Raw genomic sequence first — 20,710 nt, 5'->3', positions numbered from 1 at the left:
AGCGCCCGATTTTTTCCGAATCCTGTGTTCTTCCCAAAACGACCGACAATCCTGGGTGACAGCAATCGATCCATAGCAGCCATTACTAGCAACAAGGGCCGCGGAGAAAGAAACGCGCAATTAATGCGTTAAGGGGCGAGTTGAAGGACTGGCCGCATCAAGATTTCTTCTATAAGTACGTTGGCCGGCTGCGCGAACGCATAGACGAGTGCTTGAGCAACGTCCTGAGCGCTCAGGGCATTGAGCTTCTCACGCCGCTCATTGAGCGTGACACTGACGTTATGGCCAAACTCGGTCCAGACGGCTCCAGGTTCGATCACCGATACGCGAATTCCGTCTGGTCCCAGTTCCTTACGTAAGGCGTCATGAAAGCCTACAACAGCATATTTGGTGGCACTGTAAACGGACCAGTTCTCAACGCCATACCGCCCGCCCACACTGGAGACAGACGAGATCATCGCGCCTGGGCGTCCGCGCATGAGCGCAATGGCCGCATGCGTGCAGTTGAACACCCCGTACAGGTTCACATCGATCATTGTCTTCCATTGGTCCCGCGTGCTGTCTGCGAAAGGTGCGCTGATGCCCAGGCCGGCATTGTTGAACAGTAGATCCAGTCCGCCAAAGCGTTCCCGCACCAGCTCGAACAGCGCCTGCACCTGGCTGCCGTCGGTAACATCGGTCTGCACGATGGTTGCCGAAGCACCAAGCTCCTGCGCCAGCGCATCAAGTAGGTCACGTCGCCGCGCTGCAAGCACGACGTGGACTCCTTCTTCCGCCAGCAAACGGGCGGCTGCCTGCCCTATGCCGCTCGATGCGCCGGTGATGACGGCAATTTTTCCGCTGAGGTCCTGCATTTTCATAAATTTCCAATCAATTGTTAATGAGTCACTGCGGATGGCAAAGGCGAAATGCGTACATAAAGAATTACGATAATGTAGCTTAACAGGCTGTTGAAAAAAGAAATCTCTTCCCACTGAGCGACGAAAAATACTTAGAAAATGAGATTGGGCTGCCTAATTTTTTAGCAAAATATGCTTTTCAGCTCAAATCTCACGTATTTCTTGAGTGTGTTTTGAAAAATTTCCTACCGAGGAATGATTTTTCAACAGCCTGTTAACGGTGCTTTCAACTCGAATTAACCGCCTGCCGAGTTCCTCCATCGCAGGCCTGCGCAGGTCGTTGCGCAGCTTGGAGGGAACGGCCAGGTCACCGACAGCCGGCCGCCGGCGTCATCCGCAACTTCCATCAGACGCTTGAGGCAGGTTTTGCATGGGTCCTGCCGCCCATATCACGTGAGCGCAGCGCTCATGGGGAAAATTATTTATCATGGGATACTGACAAGCCATGCCTATTTTGGTCGCACTCCCTCTGTTCTTACCATTGACAGCGTATTTTCAAATTATATAGTGGTTCACAGGCTATTTTTGATGTTGCCTGTCAACTTCAAGAAATGTGCAAAGATTGACGTCTATCACGCGTTTCCCCTTCACAAATCCCATAAAAATAGGAATTGATAATCGATTCGATTAGTGCGATGAATTTTCGTAATCGCGTGTCCCTGTGTATACTCAGTTGTCTGTGTCATCGATGGCGGCCGGGATCGAGGATGCACTCAACATGATTTTCCCAGCTTTTACTTTAACCAATTCATTGTGAAAAATAGGAGTCTGACATGAGTACCGAAAAGACCGAAGTGAAGTGCCCGTTCAGTGCAGCCGCGGGCGTTGGAACGACGAACCGTGACTGGTGGCCGCAGCAATTGCGCCTGGATCTGCTGCACCAGCATTCTTCCAAGTCCGACCCGATGGGCCAGCAATTCGACTACGCCAAGGCGTTCAAGAGCCTCGATCTGGCGGCGGTGAAAACAGATTTGACCGCATTGATGACAGATTCCCAAGACTGGTGGCCTGCCGACTTCGGGCATTACGGCGGGCTGTTCGTGCGCATGGCGTGGCACAGTGCCGGCACCTATCGCATCGGCGATGGCAGGGGCGGCCCTGGCCGCGGCCAGCAGCGCTTCGCGCCGCTCAACAGCTGGCCCGACAACGTGAGCCTAGACAAGGCGCGCCGCCTGCTGTGGCCGGTCAAGCAGAAATACGGTGAAAAGATTTCATGGGCAGACTTGATTATCCTTACTGGTAACGTTGCTTTGGAAAGCATGGGCTTCAAAACTTTTGGCTTTGCGGGCGGTCGCCAAGATGTCTGGGAACCGGACCATGATGTGTATTGGGGGCGCGAGACAAAGTGGCTTGGCGGCGACGTGCGTTACTCGAAGGGTTCACCGGGGGTTGAAGAGAACCATGGCGTGCTCGTGAAGGACGACGATAGCGAAGCGACGCACACGCGCGACCTGGAGAATCCACTGGCCGCGGTGCAGATGGGCTTGATTTACGTCAATCCCGAAGGCCCGGACGGCAAGCCCGACCCGCTGGCTGCAGCCATCGACATTCGCGACACGTTTGGCCGCATGGCGATGAACGACGAAGAGACGGTCGCGCTCATCGCTGGTGGGCACAGCTTCGGGAAAACCCACGGCGCGGCGCCAGCGGAGCACGTTGGGCAAGAGCCTGAGGCCGCTGGCATCGAGGCCCAGGGCTTCGGCTGGAAAAACAGCTTCGGCACCGGCAAGGGCGGCGACACCATCACCAGCGGTCTGGAGGTCACGTGGACCAGCACGCCAACGCAGTGGAGCAACAACTTCTTTGAGAACCTGTTTGGCTTCGAGTGGGAACTGACGAAGAGCCCTGCCGGCGCGCAGCAGTGGATTGCCAAGGGCGGCGACGGACTCATCCCGGATGCCCACGACCCGTCCAAGCGTCACCGTCCCACCATGTTGACGACCGACCTGTCGTTGCGGGTGGATCCGGCCTACGAAAAAATTTCACGGCGCTTTCTGGAAAACCCCGACCAGTTTGCGGATGCCTTTGGGCGGGCCTGGTTCAAACTGACCCACCGCGACATGGGGCCACGCGCTCGCTATCTCGGCCCCGAGGTGCCGGCCGAAGAGCTCATCTGGCAGGACGTGATTCCCGTCATTGACCACGCGCTGGTCGATGATCAGGATATCTCGGCCCTCAAAAACAAGGTGCTGGCGTCCGGCTTGACGGTTGCCGAGCTGGTGGCGACGGCATGGGCATCCGCGTCCACGTTCAGGGGCTCCGACAAACGGGGCGGCGCGAACGGGGCGCGCATTCGCTTGTCGCCGCAGAAGGACTGGGCCGTCAATCAGCCAGCGCAACTCTCCAAGGTGCTCAAAGTACTCGACGGTATCCGCAACGATTTCAATTCCACGCAGTCCGGTGGTAAAAAGCTGTCGCTGGCCGATCTGATCGTCCTGGCCGGTAACGCAGGTGTAGAACTGGCAGCTAAACATGCCGGTTACGAGCTCAGCGTCCCCTTCGCTCCCGGGAGGATGGATGCCTCGCAGGAGCAGACCGACATGCATTCGTTCGCTCCGCTCGAACCAATCGCAGACGGCTTTCGGAATTACCAGAAGACGCGCTACAGCGTACCGGCAGAGGCACTGCTGATCGACCGGGCGCAACTGCTGACGTTGACGGGCCCGGAGATGACCGTGCTCGTTGGCGGTCTGCGGGTGCTGGGCGCCAATGTCGGCCAGACGCCGAACGGCGTCTTCACCAAACAGCCGGGCACGTTGAGCAACGACTTCTTTATCAACCTGCTCGACATGGGCACGCAGTGGCACGCCGTGTCGGCCGCCACCGACCAGTTCGAAGGGCGTGACCGCAAGACAGGTGAGCCGCGGTGGACTGCGACGCGGGTCGACCTGGTTTTCGGCTCAAATGCGCAGCTGCGCGCGATCGCCGAGGTGTACGCCACGGCCGATGCTAAGAAAAAGTTTGTCGGCGATTTTGTCGCAGCGTGGACCAAAGTGATGAACCTCGACCGTTTCGACATCGCGTAAGATGGGGTTGCCGAGTCGTACAGTTGTAGGCGCTCCATAAACGCCAGACTTTGCGGCTATGGAAATATTCCCATAGTCGCAAATCATGGCTGTTCGCCGACCCGGCGGCAGGCGTGCACGCCAGCGCCGTGGTGTATTCTCTAGTGCAAACGGCCAAGCACAACGGCCTGGAGCCGTATGACTGGCTGTGCCGCGTCATGCGCGACTTGCCAAAGGCAACAACGGCTGAGGATGGGGGAGGCGTTGCTGCCGTGGAATGGGGATTTGACGCAGGAGGTACTCGATGCCGGCGCCATGATGCCCGAATCGGCAACGGGGGTGGCATGAGCCGGATAACCATGTCGATTCTGATGTCGGCAATCAAGTTGTGCAAAAAAGGGGTAGCGTAAGGATTCCTTCGTAAATGAGTAACATCGTCGATGTTGCTAAATTTTGAACATCACGCCGTAATCAATCGGCCCCGACGGCCGGTCGCGCAACTCGTACGTCCCGAAACGATTTGTGTGATGCGTCCTATACGGGCTGAATGCAGCGAGCAATTCTGGCGTCAACTGCATGCCTTCAGCTTCCAGTTCCTTGAATGCCTGTGTCATTGTGTGGCAGTTATGAAAAATCAGCAGGTTGGCGACCAGATGGTTGTACTTGATGATCTTCAACTGGTTGTCGCGCACATTGTCTTCGATGGTGTCGGAGCCGAAATATGCCCACTGGGCGAAGTTGTTGAAGCCTTCGCACTTGTTCTGGGCCGCCTGGATGGTCTGTCGCAGTTCCTGGTCGCCGATATATTCCAGCAGGAACATCGTGCGCACGGCACGGCCCAGTTCGCGAAACGCGAAGTACAGCTTGTTTTTCCGGCTGGCAGTGCCCAGCTTGCGCAGGATGGTCGACGGCGAAATGCGGCCGGCCTGAATCGATTGCGCCACTTGCAGCATGTCCGGCAAGTGGCACGCGATCAGATCCCAGTCGATCACGTCCTTTGAAAACAGAGTGTCGATGTGCTCGTAGGCTGTGTCGCTGTCCGGGCGAAACCACTTCAGGTCTTTCCAGTTGCGAATCCGAGGCATCAGCTTGATGCCCAACAAAAATGCCAGTCCATAGACCGGTGCGCTTTGCGCCTGCGTGTCGCCATGCAGTATGTCGGGCTGAATGTCAGACGTGTTCTTGGTGAGTCCGTCGAGGATATACACGGCCTCCCAGACGCCACAGGGAATGAAGTGCGAAAACAGCGCAATGTAGGTGTCGCTGACGTGATAATAGGCAATACCGCCGTAACCGCCGTAGCGAATATGCCGCTCCGACAGCAAATTGTTTTCGTACAGGTTCCATTGCGTGCCGTCGGCGGCGGCACGCTTGGTGTCACCCCAATACTGCGGCAGCTGAAATTGGTTGTAGCCATTGATCGCCGTGCTGATTGCGGCCTCCAGCTTTTCGGTGGTGATCTGGCGCTGATTGACGAAGGACACTTGGCGCGCGCTCACGTCGGTAATATTTTTTGCGATCTGGGTTGGCCCCATGCCGGTGCCATAAGCGAATACCGTCAGAATCTTGCGCCGGGCTTCGTCGTGCAGCTTTCCCTGGTGGCCGCTCAGTGGCCCGAAGTGCTTGCCCCAGCCCAGCCATTGCATCGTGTCGGCCAGTACATCGAGCAATGAAAGTTCCAGGCTGTCGAGCTTGCGCCGCAGCGCATCATCAAGCTCCTTGAATCCGGCTGGCAATATTTTTTTCTTGTACCGGTCCAGTTTCGGTCGTCCGTCAACGATATTGAAATGCAGATTCACCTGATAACCCTGGTCGGCCTGCTGTGCTGCCTGCGTCAGGAGCGCACACACGTGGGCGACAAACTCGGTACTGCTGACCGGAATACCGACTTTTTCTCCATAGTCTGCACGCGTGCGCTCGCATTCCTCCATTGGCACCAGCTCATCACGATGGTCGGCATAGGCATCGCTGCCAGTCACACAAACGTCGCCAGACTTCAGTTCCCGCACCATCTGCGTGCAGAAACAGACTTCGAACTGGCGCCGGTTGATGCGCGTCAGCGCAACGTTGCGCTGGGTTTCGCCAGTCACGAGCTTCCACCATTTTTCCGGAATCCAGGCAAGGTTCGTCAGCGTCAGGCGCGCGCTGTCGGCAGCCGTGAGCGTTATCCATTCGTGGTGCCGATGCCGATTTTCCAGCACGAAGGCCAACGCTTGCTCGACGCCGGCATCCTGACTGGTCGCGACCAGCGGCAACTTGCTGAGAATGCGCAGTACCTCGACGCGACGCGGCTTGAAGAAATGCCAGAAGAACCGGCATTGGTTCTTGCCGCCATATTCGGCATGCAGGCGGGAGAACTCGCATAAGTCCGGGCGAGCCGTGACCGCATTACGGATGGCCAGCAATTGTTCGCTATCCGGTTGGTCGGAATTGAGCAGCGCTTCCATCGCTGCGAACCGCCGCAAAATCTCGTCGGTTTTTTCTTGATTGTCGGCCAGGTACTTTTCCAGGGCCTCGTCGGCGGCATGTTCCACTCGCTTCATCTGCTTGCAGAAAATATTGCACAGGTCGTCGGTCACGCGCGCCAGGCGCTGCCGAATCAGGGCCAACGTCACTGCATGGCGCTTGGGTGCGGCCATGTCCATCATGCTGGTCGCGTCAAGGCTATTGCCTTCGAGCGCCCACTGCTTGATCTTCACAAAAGGAATCGGTTTGAGTAGATCGGCATGGCATGCGAGTCCAGTTAGCTGGTCGTAACGCGCCACCAGGGCGCGCATGCCGTCGATGGTCGGCATGGCCGCATCCTGCTTGATATCGTTCCAGGCGCTGACATGGCGCGGATCATCGCCCACCACGTACAGCGCATCCAGAAAAGCGCGCCCGCTCTCGCCCAGAGCTGCCTCGATGCGCGCATACATCGCCTGCGTCGTAGCGGCCCGTTGAGCCCGCGCCTCACGCACCAGCGTGTCGAAGGCCGGCAATTCATAACAGTGGCGCACCAGTGTCTCGATGCCGATGTTCACGATATCGATTACATCATCCTTGGTCAGTGATGCGTCGGCCAGCGTTTGCCGCAGCAGTTGCTTACCTGATTCGCTGAACGCCTTGACCGACAGAAATTGGCGGATTGCTGACAAATGCTTGCGCCTGGCTTGCGATACATCGTAGCTGCGCAATTTGTCGCGCTCGCAGGATGCGCCGATCACCGCGCCGATATGATCAACAATCGCGCCTGGCACCTGAACAGACGTGACAAAGTAACCGAGCCGCTGGTAGGTCTTGAGGAGCAACGCAAATCCCAACCGGGTTGCATCCGACCTGGTCGCACCTTCGCAAAAAACACGTTCGGCGTCGGTCAGCGTGTAGAAGCGCTCCAGCTCGATGGGCGACAGGCGACTTTTGAAGCGTGGATAGGCGGTGTCGCTTGGTTGCAATTTGGCAAGTTGGAGATGTAGTGCAAGAAAAACGACCGTTTATCTTGCGATCAGGAAAATGCCCGGACAGGGCCGAAAAACTACAAGAAAACTCATTGAGAAAAACTACACAATATTGCACCATTGGATTTAGCTTTTCTTGTACATTGGATGCATTATGTTGGTCGGATATGTTCGCGTTTCGAAAAGCGACGGTAGCCAGACGCTGGCGCCGCAACGCGACGTGCTGATTGCTGCCGGCGTGGAGCCTGAGCGGATTTATTCGGATTTGGCATCCGGCCGCAAGGATGATCGGCCTGGATTGAATGCTTGTCTCAAGGCCCTCCAGCCCGGCAACACTTTGGTAGTGTGGAAACTGGATCGGCTGGGCCGTGACTTGAAGCACTTGGTCACGACAGTGGACGAATTGCGTAATCGCAACATCGGTTTGAAAGTATTGGCCGGGGCTGGTGCACAGATCGATACGACGACGGCAAACGGACGGCTATTCTTTGGAATTTTTGCGAAGCTGGCCGAGTTCGAGCGGGAGTTGATTGCCGAGCGCACGCATGCGGGGCTTGCTTCGGCAAGAGCGCGTGGTCGCCAAGGCGGGCGACCGCGGAAGATGGATCGGGCAGCCGTGATGATGGCGATGGCCGCGATGGCTGACCCGAAAGCCAATGCCATCGAAGTGGCACGCCGTTTGGATATTACGACCACGACCCTTTATGCATATGTGAATGGGGATGGCACGTTGAAGGAAGCAGGGCAGAAGATTTTGATTAAAACGTAGCTGGATCGACAGAGAACGGCCAGACGCCGTCACTTGTAATCGGGCTGTAGATGATTGGTTCCCTAGTCTGGCGGTAGGAAATGCTAGCTGTTCGACCAAGCGGGTAGTATTCACGCAATTAAGGCTTTGTCGGCCCTAACCCATATTTGACAACGGAATACCGGCCCATGGAGGACCTCTTGCTTGCTTCGCTACTCAAGCCGCCGTTCACTTCGGCACATCCACCCCTAGTGTCGGATGCTGCCACCCTGCCCGAGGCACAGCCCCTGTTGGAGGGTGTCACGGCCGCGTTGGGGGTGGCTGTGGCGTGGATTGACTTTTCTGATGGTACGCGACCATGCTATGTCGCCACTGCCGACCCAGTCGCATTAGCTGGCCTGCTGAGCGACGAGACGCTTCTGGCCCTTGCAAGGGATAGTGAAGAACTAGTCGTGGTGGACGACGCTGCGCAGGACCCTCGATTATTCGCCAGTCCCTGGGTTACCGGACCAATCGGAATCCGTTTTTTTGCCAGTGCGCCGATACTGTTGGGACACCAACCGGAGCGCACGGGTACCTTGTGTGTTGCAGATCGCACAGCACGTTTGCTTGACGCTAGCCAGGCCCACAAATTGGTAGCTCTGGCGGCCATTGTCGCCAAAATTATCGAAGGGTCTCAAGCAGTACAGCATGGAAATACCTTGCAGCTTGAACTGCGGCGTACCAAAACGCTGCTGGAACGTACTGGGGCCATGGCTGGGGTCGGTGGTTGGGAAGTTGACCTGGTCGCAAATACGATATTTTGGTCCGATGAAACCTGCCGTATTCATGGGGTTGCGCCGGGGTATTTGCCCCAGCTGAGCGAAGCGATCGAGTTTTACGCGCCACAGGCTAGACCGGTGATTGAGGCCGCAGTTACACAGTCCATCGCAACCGGCCAGCGCTGGGACCTTGAGTTGCCGTTTATTCAGAAAAACGGTACCGAAATTTGGGTACGTGCCTTGGGTGTGGCGGAATTTAAACAGGGCAAGCCCGTGCGCCTGGTGGGCGCGTTTCAAGACATTACCGCACGCCGCCTTGCCGAAGCGGCGCTCGTGATCAGTGAGTCGCAATTTCGCGGATCGTTTGAGGCGGCTTCGCATGGCATTGCGCTGGTCTCCGTCCACGGAAGATTTCTCAAGGTCAACCAGTCATTATGCAAGTTGTTAGGTTACGGCGAAGCGGAACTGCTCGTGACAGATTTCCAAACAATCACCCACCCAGATGACCTGGCATTGGACCTGCACCACGTTGAAGAATTGCTACAGGGCGTTGTTGAAACCTATGAAATGGAAAAGCGTTATTTCCACAAAGACGGCCGAACCATCTGGGCCCAGCTCAATGTGTCGCTGGTGCGCACGCGGGACGGTGCGCCGGTTCACTTTGTATCCCAGATTCAGGACATTACCGATAAAAAAAATTTGACTGCGCGCCTACAGACCTTGCTCGACACCGCCAGTGATGGTATCCACATTCTAGACCGTGACGGCAATGTCTTGCAGTTCAGTCAATCTTTTACCCTGTTGCTTGGCTATACCGCAGAAGAAACAGCACGGCTCAACGTCCGCGATTGGGACGCCATGTTTGAGCCCCAGGAACTGATTGCCGAAATAGGTCGACTAATTGCGCAGCCGCGGGCCTTTGAGACCCGTTATCGGCGCAAGGATGGAATCATCCTTGATGTGGAGATCAATGCCAAGGGCGTAGTGCTGGACGGCGTGGACCTCCTGTACGCGTCGGCACGCGACATCACTGCACGCAAGCAGGCCGAATGGGCCCTCGAACAAGGTCGGCTGTTGACCAAGGACATCCTTGATTCGGTGTCCAGCGAGATTGTCGTGTTGAACGAGTCCGGGGTCATTATGGCGACCAACGAGGCCTGGCGACGATTCGCCGCAGACAATGGCGGCTGCCTTGACAGCCCTAGCAGCGATAACGTCGACGTTGGTGCCAACTACCTCGCAGCCCTAAGCACTTTGCCGCCCGAGCCTGCTGATAGCGTCAACATCCGTGAAGGGATCGAGGCCGTCATCAACGGCAAGTTGCCAAAATTCAGTTGTGAGTATCCCTGCCACACACCAGAAAAGCAGCGCTGGTTTGTCATGAAAGTCACCCCCATGCACACTGGCGACCGGGGCGCAGTGATCGTTCATGTCGATATCACGGATCGCAAAGAAGCCGAAACCCTCATGTACGACTACGCTTTCCATGACAGCCTGACCAAGCTTGCTAACCGGCGCCTGCTGAAAGAGCGCCTCAATATGACCATCGCCAGCAACAAGCGCAGTGGAACCTACGGCGCATTGCTGGTAATCGACCTAGACAACTTCAAGCCCCTCAATGACCAATTTGGCCATGCAGTGGGTGACCTCTTGCTCAAGGAAGTCGCCAACAGGCTTAAGGATAGTGTTCGCCAAGACGACACCGTAGCCCGTATCGGAGGTGATGAGTTCGTTATCGCGCTGGGGGGATTGAGCGAAAGCCAGACGGATTCGCGCCAACTCGCCGTGCAAATTGCTGAGAAAGTTCGCAACCGCCTTTCCGAGATCTACAACTTTACAGTGCACCAGGGGCTGGGTGAAGTTGCAATTTCGCACCGATGTTCCGCCAGCATTGGCGTCGCACTTTTTTCGCCCACCGGATCGGACCAGATGGAATTATTTCGCCAAGCCGATGCAGCCATGTACCTTGCCAAGGAGTCCGGCCGCAATGCCGTCCGCTTTGAAGATGAATGATGACCGGCCGGGCTGCTAGTGATCTATAGTTGGGAAAGTTCAATCGCTTCGAAGGTTTCGTCGTTACGCTGTTGAATCCCGGCTCAAAGAATTCAAGAAACTACTGCGTCTAACATGCATGTTCAATGGCCGCAATGGGGCGTTACCTATCGTTCGGTGACGCGAAAATACTTTGATTCCAAAGCTGTTTTCGCCTGTTACTCATTTACGTAGGAATCCTTACGGTCCCCCAATGACAGCGGCTTGAAGCGCCACAGCAGCCCGATTACACACCCATAGGCGCCCAAAATACCCACAGCGTAAATCAGCAATCCCCGCGTCGTAAGTTGCAGCACGCTGAACAAATAAGACATCAGCAGGAGTATTAAGAACACAGATCGTGCACCATCAGCCTCGTACATCGCGTACAGAGTAATGAGGGAAGAAGCCAAAATTTGTGGAAGGGCAAGATTCGGATCGTTGAACCGCAGATTGAGGCCCAAGCGAAAAAGAATATAGAAAGCGATGACTGCAAGCAATACCAGCGTGGCACTGCGATAAAATGCGGTGCTTGAAAGAACATCTTGCCAATAGCAGGCAAACAACAGGCCGATCGCCAAGAAGGACGTCCCGGCCGCCAGGAAATAGCGACGCATGCGTAGCGCCTGCTTGGGGTCGTCGTAATAACCCAAAAGAATATCCAGCCATTCCAGCGACCATGCGAATGATTTGGCGTCTTCTTTAAGTACTTCCGAGACGCAGTCGCCGAGGATTTCTTGGTTGTAGTGGCGCATATCCGAGCGGTACCGGCGATTTTGGGACAGGATTGCAATTTTGCAACATGGGTTCACAACCTGAAGGAAAGACGATTAAACAGTGCTCCTCAGCTCTGGGTCAGCATAGTCTCTTTTATTCAAACGTTGCATGTTGCTTGATAGTACCGTTTTATCTAGACCTCGTCATCAGAATATCTTATACGCCCGCAATTTTGTCCAGATTTTTCATCCTACTTCTTCGTAAAAAACTGTGAACCCGCTCCAATCAACACCAGCAGACTCTTCGGTAATTCCGGCACTACTGCACCGCACATTGCCTGCGGATAACTTTCCCCTTTTCACCTGCGGTGAACACGGTGTTTATGGCACATTCTTTAATGTGGCAAACCATGGCAGCATCAGGAGGGATTCTCGAATACAGCACGAAAATATCAAACACTGCCTGATTCGGCAAGCGGTGCAAATAAATAAAGCCTTGCATGGCTGCAAGGCTTTCGTATTTTTGACTTTGTTCTAAGGCCTTTGCACTTTTTAAATTTGTGGTGCGTTACAAGACGCGGTTAATTTTTATTAACGTCTCGCAGCGTACATTCCCTGCACATCAACACTGACCATTTTTCAGCGTTAACCGGGAACCCGGCCGTCTTTGAATGCATGCCTGGATCCTTTTGGCCCCCTATACAGCATCAAGGTTGCTAGCAGGCCACAAACAGCAGCGAAGCTCATCCAATAAGCGGGTGCGGCCTTGTCACCTGTGATTTGAATGAGGAAAGTCGAGACTGCAGGCGTAGAGCCACCAAAAATCGCGGTAGCCAAACTGAAAGCGAGCGAAAAGCCTGCAACACGCACATTGACCGGCATTACTTCCGTTAACGCTGCGACCATCGCGCCGTTATAGACACCAAAGAAAAATGAATACCACAACAGCACAATGAGCATACGCTCAAAGCTCGGCGCGCTGACGAGCCAGGATAAAGTGGGATAAGCAGTAAAAATGGCTAAGAGGGTAATGCCAATCAAAATCGGCCGGCGGCCAATGCGGTCCGACAACGCCCCGCCAATCGGTAGCCAGATAAAATTCGAAATCCCGACACAAAAAGTCACGATAAGACTATCTGCAGTGCTTAGCTTAAGCACTGTCCGGCCAAACGTCGGCGTGTAAACGGTGATCAGATAAAACGTGGTCGTGGTCATCGCCACTAATAATGTACCGGCAACTACCGTGCGCCAGTTATGTAGCATCGAGCGAAAGACTTCACGCGTACTGGGATGATGGGTACGCGCATTGAATTCTGCAGTTTCCTGTAAAGACTGACGCAGAAAAAAGATGAAGGGCACAATGGCGCAACCGATAAAGAACGGAATTCGCCAGCCCCAGTCGGCAATCGCCGAGGCGGACATAAAGGCGTTCAATCCATAACCCAGTGCGGCAGCCACCACGATAGCGACTTGCTGACTGGCAGATTGCCAGCTGGTATAAAAGCCCTTATTTCCGGGTGTCGCCATTTCGGACAGATAAACCGAGACGCCACCAAGTTCTGCGCCAGCTGAAAATCCTTGCAACAAACGCCCTATCAAGACTAACAGCGGCGCCATCAGACCGATGGTCGCGTAACCGGGCATACAGGCGATCAGGATAGTTCCGCTGGCCATAATCGACAACGTGACAATCAATCCCTTGCGCCGCCCCACCTTGTCGATATAGGAACCCAGCACCACCGCCCCCACCGGGCGCATCAGAAATCCTGCACCGAAGACTGCAAAAGTCAGCATCAAAGAAGCAAACTGACTCCCCGCCGGAAAAAATGTTTTGGCAATTTGTGAAGCGTAAAAGCCAAATAAGAAAAAATCGAATTGTTCGAGAAAATTTCCACTAGTGACGCGTAAAATTGCGCCCCATTTTGAGGATGATTTACCCGTTACATCGGGGGATGGCACGGTCATGACTAGTCTCCTGAAAAAGGAAGTTAATAATTATTATATTTTTGGTGCAGAAAACGGGAATCTTTGTGGTACATAAGCACCACACTGCGCCCCGCCGCATCATTCGTCGGCTGTTCGCAGTTTGGTTGGCTGGCGTTTTTCAATTGCCCACTTAAGTAGCGCGGCACTACGATAAATCCCATGTGCGAATTTACCATAAGGCAGTGTCAGAAAAAGTGCCATGACGACGCCAAGGTGCACTGCCAGCAGCAGCGTCATGGCGCCGGTATCGCGCCACAACAGCAAAGTCAGCCCGGTCACGCTGGTGACCAAAAGCAGTACGATGAAGCCACGATCCATCGGCTTTTGCGCTTGATCGCCATGCATCGGATGGCGCCGCAAATTTAGCCATAATAATCCGGTGGGTCCGATCAGTAATCCGATCCCGCCAGCGACACCCAGCAAAACCGGTAAGCTGAAGAATGGATAAGGCACTTCCAGCACGCCAAAAAAATGATACAGGGTCGCCACGCTGGTGGCCGCAAAACAGAGCATGAAACCGTAAAAAGTAAAGTGATGGAAACGTCGCCGCCACAGCGTAAATGCATCGTCGGCGTTGTTGCAACCCTCTCCATGGCCACCTCCGAGATAGGTCAGTTGCAACACATTGCCGCTCGCCTCTGCCATCGCACCAGCGGAAGCCGGGCCGGGTGATTCGGTGCGCCAAAAGCGCCGCACGCCAATCCCCAGAGCCAACATCGCAAATAGAAACACGGTGCCAAACATTAATGCCAGCGTGTTATGCGGAAAAATTGCATAAAAATTTCCGTGCAGCGGCGTAAATAAAAGTGTTCCGCGCATAATCATCACCAGCGCAAGAAATAACGAAAGCGCGCCAGCGGTAGCAAGGGCAAGCGTCAATCCATTGCGCTGATACAGTGTCCCCAATGCAGCTGGCCATGCATAATCCGTGTAAGTCTGCAAACGTACTGTAGCCATAGCCTTCGGTACGTTGACCGCAAACTCATGCGGTAACGCGTACTGGCATGCATGGAGGCATGCACCACAGTTGTGGCACAAATTGGCGAGATAGTGAATGTCGGACTTACCGAATTCAAGCCGTCGCGCCATGGCCGGAAACACTGCACAGAATCCTTCGCAATAACGACAAGAATTACAAATGGTCATTACGCGGCTCACTTCGAGTTCATTAGCAGCCAGGCCTCGCGCCTCATTGATCAAACCTTCAAGCGTCTCCATTGCGCACTTTCTCTTGGTTATTTTTTTTCTGCCTTGAAAATCCGGCGGCGTTGGCGGCTTCCGTGCCGGCGATCCGACCAAAAGCAGTACCGATCGCCATTCCCACGCCCGCCGTGTATCCCTTACCCAGCACGTTGCCAGCCATCATTTCCCCGGCAACGAACAAATTGGCACTTGGCTTGCCATCAAAATGGACCGTCGCACGTTCGTCGACTTTGAGGCCAAGATAAGTAAATGTAATACCAGGCCTCAGCGCGTAAGCGTAAAACGGCGCCTGATCAATGGGCTGCGCCCAATGGGTTTTGGCGGGAGTCAAACCCTCGGTGTGGCAATCATCCAATATGCCATGATCGAAAGTGCCCACCCTGCAAGCGGCGTTGTACTCTTCTATGGTGTGCACGAAGGCAACCGGATCCAGACCCAGCAATAGCCCCAACTCGTGTAAGGTATTGGCTTTCGTCCCCGGGAAAACCGGCGGCATAAAGCGTCCTATGGCTTTTGAATCAATGACCGAGTAGCCAATCTGGCCCGGCTGCAGCGCCACCAGCCGGCCCCAGATGGCGTATCGCTTCGGCCAGAAATCTTCGCCTTCGTCATAAAAACGTTGTGCATTTTTGTTCAGCATGACGCCCAGTGAAACGCAATCGATGCGGGTACAGATCCCACCGTCGTAAAGTGGTGCCCGTGCATCGATAGCAACGCAGTGCGACTGTGATGGATCGCCGATCATGTCTGCCCCGGCATCGCGCATGAACTTTAACAATACGCCCATGTTGAATCGTGTGCCACGAATCAGAAAATTGTCAGCAACCCATTCGCCGTTGATTTGTCCCCACGCTTCCCGTAACCATTCACGGTTTGACTCGAACCCTCCGGAGGCCAGCACACAGCTGCGCGCTTCGATACGCTCGGTGCCGATTCGCGCTGCAAGAAACCGGCCATCATTATCGATATCGAGCGCATCAACGGCGGCGTTATAACGGATCGAGATACCTAATTTTTCGGCGCTGCGATAATAAGCATTGACCAGTGCCTTGCCGCCACCCATAAAAAAAGCATTGGTGCGGGCAACGTGGAGCGTGCCCGAAATAGGCGCCTGAAAATGGACCCCGTGACTACGCATCCAGTCGCGACATGTCGCGGAGGCACGTATGGTCAGTCGTGCGAGCTTTTCGTCGGTCAGACCGCCGGTGACCTTTAACAGATCCTGCCAGTACTCCTCCTCCGGATAAGTCTCGATCAACACATCTTGCGGCGCATCGTGCATGCAGCGTAGATTACGCGTATGTTGAGAATTGCCACCGCGCCATTCGCGCGGTGCCGATTCCAGCAGTAACACCGATGCCCCTTGTTCGCGCGCCATCAGCGCTGCGCATAAAGCAGCATTTCCACCCCCGATTATCAGTACATCGAACATTACTATTGTCTCCCGGCCATTTGACGCACTATAACCGCCCGGGTCTTCACGCACTAGCGGACAATCAGACAACAGGTCTTCACTATTTGTGAAGAGTGGCGCCCGGCCAGCGACCTTCAGATACCAGGGTGCGCGTCACATCTGCCAGTACCACCCGTGCAGCTAATCCTGACGGCGACAACTCATTGTCCGACAAGCTCACCAGCAGATTGGATCGACGCGCATGTTTGTCGGATATATGCACTGCTGTAAGCAATTCTGCGTCCCCCCGGGCAAGCGCCGCTCCGGGTTGGATCGTCGCACCGAAACCGGCGCGTACGGCATCCATTAACATTGCCAGACCGTCAATTTCCGCCACGACACACGGTGTACATGTCGCGCGCGCAAACGCAGCGCTGAGCAAAGAACGCAAGCCATGCGGTCCACTGGGAAGAATTAAAGGCACGTTGGCGAGCTGGGACAAGCGCACCGACTTTCCCGATGGCATGGTGATAACATCGCTTGCGCCGATGACAAACAAGCGTTCTTCCAGCAAGGGCATGACACTCCAGCGTTGCGCCGGGTCGGCATGAAACAGAATCGCCAGATCGATTTGTCGGGCCGTCAGCATGGCCGTGAGATGACCCGATAAACTTTCTACCATATGGAGACGGACATCTGGATAGCGCTCGCGCATCGCGCGCATAAAGGGCAGTCCGAGCACACCGCTGGTACTGGGTGCCATTCCCACGCTGACATGGCCCGACAATCGCGCCTGCTGTGCGGCGCGCGCCGCATCATCAACGTGCCGCAATGCTAGTTGTGCCTGATGCATGAAGGCAAGCCCGGCGTCGGTAGGCGTGACCCCACTTGACGTACGCTGCAATAAGCGCGTCGATAATTCGCTTTCAAGTCGACTTATTTGCTGGCTCAGGGCGGATGTAACAACCCCAAGTTCGCGGGCAGCGCGTCCCATGCTACCCTGCTCCACTACGCGCACAAAATAGCGCAACTGCCGTAGTTCCATAGCGGTTCCAATGTATAACGGGGATGGTGAAATTAGTACTTTTACGTCGAGCGGATACCCACGCTGCGTTTAACAAAAACAAAAGTGAGGCTATTCTGCGCGCTTTTTAGGTCCATGCGAATAATGCCAGAAAAAGGGAGTCCCGAATTGCGTTGGTTGTGCAACAGATCGTAATCCAGCACAGCTTAAAATAAATTTATCACGCATACGGTTCTTCCCGAGCACCCTTCTGCTCAAATCGATCTGATAAAATTACAACAGGTGGTGCACGCAGGGGTATTTTTAGCGCTGGCATGTGTTGGCCGGTGGAGATCAATGACTTCAAGGCGCGTAATAAACCGCAGCAGGCATGATCTACATACCGCTTAACCGATGTTTGCCTATACTTTTCTGCCCGTTCTAACGCTGTGCGCAGTCCCTCACAACCTCACAACCCGATCATCATTCCGTATCCTACCCAGTTGCTTCGAGAGTGCTTATGAAAATGCAGAAAAAATCTAACCTCCCGAGTAAGGTTTGTCTCAGTTGCGGCTTGCCGTTTGCGTGGCGCAAAAAATGGGCGACGGTGTGGGATGAGGTCAAATATTGCTCAGCGCGATGCCGCAAGGCTAAACGTAGCGGAACATAAATACCATTGACAACGTCAGCCCCTCCCCTCACTATCTCGCCGCATAAATCGTAACGACGGAGATTACATGACCAACAAGTCCACCATCCGATTAGTCCTCGGTGACCAACTTAATCCATTGCATAGCTGGTTCAATTTGCCGCGGGATGACGTGCATATCCTCATGATGGAGGTGCGACAAGAAACCGATTACGTCCTGCATCACGCCCAGAAAATTATCGCCATTTTCGCAGGTATGCGCGACTTCGCCCAGCGCCTGACTAAGGCGGGGCATCACGTGCATTATCTGGCGATTGACGATCCGGACAATCTACAATCGTTACCCGCAAATATAGACCGGATAATTGCGCATTTTGATGCTGGCGCCTTTGAATATCTGGCGCCAGACGAGTGGCGACTTGACCGGCAAATGGACGACTATGTGCAGCAGTTATCCATACCGTCGCAGATGGTGGATAGCGAACACTTTTACACGAAACGTGAGGAGGTCGGCACACTGTTTGGTGGGCGAAAAAAGTGGATGATGGAGACTTTTTATCGCCATATGCGGGTCAGACACCGTGTATTGATGGAAGCCGGTAACAAGCCCGTGGGTGGGCAGTGGAATTATGATCACGATAACCGTAAGTCCTGGCCGGGCTTGCCTGCCGAGCCACCCGATGGTCGCATCCGGCATGATCATTCCGCACTCTGGAGGACGATCGAAGCGGCAGGCGTTAAAAGCTTAGGTCAGCCAAATGCAGCACAGTTTGCATGGCCATTGAATCGCGCCGAGGCGTTGCAACAACTTGACGATTTTTTGGTCAGCGCGCTTCCGTATTTCGGCCAGTTTCAGGATGCCATGAGTAGTAAAGCGTGGCGCTTATTTCACTCCATGCTGTCGTTCGCGCTCAATACCAAGATGCTCGGTCCGGGCGAGGTGGTGACGAAGGTTGAGACCGCGTGGCGTGCCGGAAGCGTACCCCTGGAAGCAGCCGAAGGTTTTATCCGGCAAATCCTGGGGTGGCGTGAATACGTGCGGGGCATGTATTGGCATCATATGCCCGATTATGCAGCGCAAAATGTATTCGCTCACGAGCGCCCGTTACCAAAATGGTTTTGGACCGGAGAGACCAAAATGCGCTGCCTTTCAATGTCCATTACGCATTCTTTAAAAGAAGCGCACGCGCATCATATTCAACGTCTGATGGTAATCGGCAACTTTGCCTTGCTGGCTGGACTGGACCCCGGCGAGGTGCATCGTTGGTACCTAGGCGTCTACATTGACGCATTTGAATGGGTGGAGTTGCCCAATACCATAGGAATGAGCCAGTTTGCCGATGGTGGCTTAATGGCGACCAAACCCTATGTGTCGAGCGCAGCCTATATTGACCGGATGAGTGATTATTGCAAAGGGTGTCACTACGATAAAAAGCTACGTTTAGGCGAGCGCGCCTGTCCTTATAACGCCCTCTACTGGAATTTTTTTTCTCGCAACCAAAAGCACCTCGGAACCAATCCGCGCCTTGGCATGGTGTATCAACAATTGCGCAAAATGGACATTACCGCATACACCGCCATGCAAGCGCAGGCTGAGGGGTTACTGGGCCAGCTGGACGACCTTTGATGACAAATCAATGTATCTGTATCCGTCATCAGACTTTAGTCGCACAACACGGCATCGGTTATGGGGAGCAGCGCACGCTGGCACAGCGCTAGCGCGGCACCTGCAAAAAGCACCAGTGCCGAAAACACGAATCCCGTCGCTAGTCCCCCAGGGCCGTCGGCAATCCAGCCGGTGACCGTCGGACCTGCGATTTGCCCCAGCGCAAATGCGATCGTGAAGACGCTGATGCCTGCTGACCATGCGGCACTGGGCAAGTTATGACGTACCAATGCGGTCGCTGAGCTGACTACAGACAAAAAGACGCCACCAAATAATATTCCCGATATGAATAGCACTGGCGTCGATACCGTCAAGACCGGCAACAGGGTCGCTACACCAAGCAAGCCATTCAAAATCGCCAGCGTTTGACCACCTTTGAAGTAGTCCAGCATGCGCGCCCAGATAAACGACGACGCCATCACCGCTATCCCCAAGGCGGTATAAAACAGCGTGATCATTGAGGGCCGCATGCCCTGTTCCTTGAGGAGTGCGACGATGAACGTCATGTAACCGATATAGCCCACGCCAAACAAGAAATACGATGTCAAACCAAAGCCGAACAAACGTACCTTAAAGTGATCATGCCCACCCTTAAGTTGCGATGTCTGAGGGATGCTGCTGGTTGCAAAGCGCATGAGGAGTGTGGCGAGAAAACAAATCGCTCCCAGTGCATACCATGCCCACTGCCATGCATGAGAAGCGCCATGTATCTGCGCCGCGGTTAAGGTGATCGGGACGACGATTGCGGACAGCACGATACCAACGCCGGTGCCGCCATAGTACAGGCCGAGCAGCAAACCCACCTGCTTGCCACGCAATGCGCCGAGATGTGCGGCCAGTACACCGCCGGCGATAAAGATGAAGGCACTGGAAATACCCGCCAAAACACGTTGAAATAACAGCACGCCAGCGTTCGTCATAAAACCGGACAGCAACATGAACGCGCCTGTTAACACTGCGCCGATGATCATTAATCGTTGCGGTCCGACCCGTCGTATGATGCTTGGGGTGACCAGCGCACCCAGAAAGTAACCGAACGCATTACCGGTATTCATCGCTCCCGCGAGCAAATAGGACCATCCTAAATCGGCCCGCATAGGCAGCAGTAGCAAGCCGTATGAGAAGCGTGATAAGCCTAAAGCAACCGCAGCACCAAAGGACAAAAAGACTGCTATTAAAATGGGATGGCGCATTTCGCTGTCGGCTAACCGAC

13 protein-coding genes and 1 pseudogene are annotated in these 20,710 nt (G+C 54.7%); 6 read left to right on the top strand and 8 right to left on the bottom strand.

What is annotated here, in order from left to right; all coding sequences use genetic code 11:
- Positions 1-128: 128 nt before the first annotated feature.
- Complete coding sequence (locus tag RGU75_RS23810; RefSeq protein ID WP_322240981.1) at positions 129-860, bottom strand: SDR family oxidoreductase; 732 nt, start codon at positions 858-860, stop codon at positions 129-131.
- A gap of 812 nt (positions 861-1,672) precedes the next feature.
- Between RGU75_RS23810 and katG the strand changes: the two genes are divergently transcribed.
- Both katG and RGU75_RS24025 read left to right on the top strand, forming a co-directional pair.
- Complete coding sequence (gene katG, locus RGU75_RS23805; RefSeq protein WP_322240979.1) at positions 1,673-3,925, top strand: catalase/peroxidase HPI; 2,253 nt, start codon at positions 1,673-1,675, stop codon at positions 3,923-3,925.
- 77 nt (positions 3,926-4,002) lie between these two features.
- Positions 4,003-4,252 (top strand): annotated as a pseudogene (locus tag RGU75_RS24025) (transposase domain-containing protein); the annotation flags it as partial.
- 98 nt (positions 4,253-4,350) lie between these two features.
- Here RGU75_RS24025 and RGU75_RS23795 read toward each other — a convergent pair.
- A complete protein-coding gene (locus tag RGU75_RS23795) occupies positions 4,351-7,338 on the bottom strand; it encodes a Tn3 family transposase (protein WP_322240977.1) in 2,988 nt (995 codons plus the stop codon).
- 157 nt (positions 7,339-7,495) lie between these two features.
- Between RGU75_RS23795 and RGU75_RS23790 the strand changes: the two genes are divergently transcribed.
- Positions 7,496-8,110, top strand: coding sequence for a recombinase family protein (locus tag RGU75_RS23790; RefSeq protein ID WP_322240975.1), 615 nt, complete (start codon positions 7,496-7,498; stop codon positions 8,108-8,110).
- A gap of 167 nt (positions 8,111-8,277) precedes the next feature.
- Entirely contained in the window at positions 8,278-10,863 is a 2,586-nt protein-coding gene (locus RGU75_RS23785; protein WP_322240973.1) for a PAS domain S-box protein, read from the top strand.
- Between the two features lie 197 nt (positions 10,864-11,060).
- On the opposite strand, the gene RGU75_RS23780 is transcribed toward RGU75_RS23785, so the two are convergent.
- From RGU75_RS23780 to RGU75_RS23760, 5 genes are all read right to left on the bottom strand, one after another.
- On the bottom strand, positions 11,061-11,636 hold the full coding sequence (locus tag RGU75_RS23780) for a hypothetical protein (protein WP_322240971.1): 576 nt from the start codon (positions 11,634-11,636) through the stop codon (positions 11,061-11,063).
- A gap of 606 nt (positions 11,637-12,242) precedes the next feature.
- The gene (locus tag RGU75_RS23775; protein WP_322240969.1) at positions 12,243-13,562 is read right to left on the bottom strand and encodes an MFS transporter; all 1,320 of its coding nucleotides are present in this window, start codon (positions 13,560-13,562) and stop codon (positions 12,243-12,245) included.
- A 99-nt stretch (positions 13,563-13,661) separates the two neighbouring features.
- Complete coding sequence (tcuB, locus tag RGU75_RS23770; protein ID WP_322240967.1) at positions 13,662-14,801, bottom strand: tricarballylate utilization 4Fe-4S protein TcuB; 1,140 nt, start codon at positions 14,799-14,801, stop codon at positions 13,662-13,664.
- Complete coding sequence (gene tcuA / locus RGU75_RS23765; RefSeq protein ID WP_168056804.1) at positions 14,788-16,218, bottom strand: FAD-dependent tricarballylate dehydrogenase TcuA; 1,431 nt, start codon at positions 16,216-16,218, stop codon at positions 14,788-14,790. Before tcuA ends, tcuB begins: the two co-directional genes overlap by 14 nt.
- Positions 16,219-16,300: 82 nt before the next feature.
- Positions 16,301-17,224, bottom strand: a complete 924-nt coding sequence (locus tag RGU75_RS23760) for a LysR substrate-binding domain-containing protein (protein WP_168056805.1) — start codon at positions 17,222-17,224, stop codon at positions 16,301-16,303.
- 478 nt (positions 17,225-17,702) lie between these two features.
- Between RGU75_RS23760 and RGU75_RS23755 the strand changes: the two genes are divergently transcribed.
- On the top strand, positions 17,703-17,852 hold the full coding sequence (locus tag RGU75_RS23755) for a DUF2256 domain-containing protein (RefSeq protein ID WP_322240963.1): 150 nt from the start codon (positions 17,703-17,705) through the stop codon (positions 17,850-17,852).
- Positions 17,853-17,919: 67 nt separating this feature from the next.
- Positions 17,920-19,458: a cryptochrome/photolyase family protein gene (locus RGU75_RS23750; RefSeq protein WP_322240961.1), complete on the top strand. Its 1,539-nt coding sequence runs from the start codon at positions 17,920-17,922 to the stop codon at positions 19,456-19,458.
- 35 nt (positions 19,459-19,493) lie between these two features.
- On the opposite strand, the gene RGU75_RS23745 is transcribed toward RGU75_RS23750, so the two are convergent.
- Positions 19,494-20,690 (bottom strand): YbfB/YjiJ family MFS transporter, encoded by a 1,197-nt coding sequence (locus RGU75_RS23745; RefSeq protein WP_322240959.1) that lies wholly within the window; start codon positions 20,688-20,690, stop codon positions 19,494-19,496.
- Positions 20,691-20,710 lie beyond the last annotated feature (20 nt).

This window comes from Glaciimonas sp. CA11.2 (assembly GCF_034314045.1).
GTDB lineage: Bacteria > Pseudomonadota > Gammaproteobacteria > Burkholderiales > Burkholderiaceae_D > Glaciimonas.
The sequence above is the reverse complement of the archived record's forward strand: the minus strand, read 5'-3'. Positions and strand labels throughout refer to the sequence as shown.

Bases quoted from the DNA above. Each gene is read 5' to 3' on its own strand.
- RGU75_RS23810 (WP_322240981.1), bottom strand. From the start codon at position 860: ATGAAAATGCAGGACCTCAGCGGAAAAATTGCCGTCATCACCGGCGCA.
- katG (WP_322240979.1), top strand. From the start codon at position 1,673: ATGAGTACCGAAAAGACCGAAGTGAAGTGCCCGTTCAGTGCAGCCGCG.
- RGU75_RS23790 (WP_322240975.1), top strand. From the start codon at position 7,496: ATGTTGGTCGGATATGTTCGCGTTTCGAAAAGCGACGGTAGCCAGACG.
- RGU75_RS23785 (WP_322240973.1), top strand. From the start codon at position 8,278: ATGGAGGACCTCTTGCTTGCTTCGCTACTCAAGCCGCCGTTCACTTCG.
- RGU75_RS23780 (WP_322240971.1), bottom strand. From the start codon at position 11,636: ATGCGCCACTACAACCAAGAAATCCTCGGCGACTGCGTCTCGGAAGTA.
- RGU75_RS23775 (WP_322240969.1), bottom strand. From the start codon at position 13,562: ATGACCGTGCCATCCCCCGATGTAACGGGTAAATCATCCTCAAAATGG.
- tcuB (WP_322240967.1), bottom strand. From the start codon at position 14,801: ATGGAGACGCTTGAAGGTTTGATCAATGAGGCGCGAGGCCTGGCTGCT.
- tcuA (WP_168056804.1), bottom strand. From the start codon at position 16,218: ATGTTCGATGTACTGATAATCGGGGGTGGAAATGCTGCTTTATGCGCA.
- RGU75_RS23760 (WP_168056805.1), bottom strand. From the start codon at position 17,224: ATGGAACTACGGCAGTTGCGCTATTTTGTGCGCGTAGTGGAGCAGGGT.
- RGU75_RS23755 (WP_322240963.1), top strand. From the start codon at position 17,703: ATGAAAATGCAGAAAAAATCTAACCTCCCGAGTAAGGTTTGTCTCAGT.
- RGU75_RS23750 (WP_322240961.1), top strand. From the start codon at position 17,920: ATGACCAACAAGTCCACCATCCGATTAGTCCTCGGTGACCAACTTAAT.
- RGU75_RS23745 (WP_322240959.1), bottom strand. From the start codon at position 20,690: ATGCGCCATCCCATTTTAATAGCAGTCTTTTTGTCCTTTGGTGCTGCG.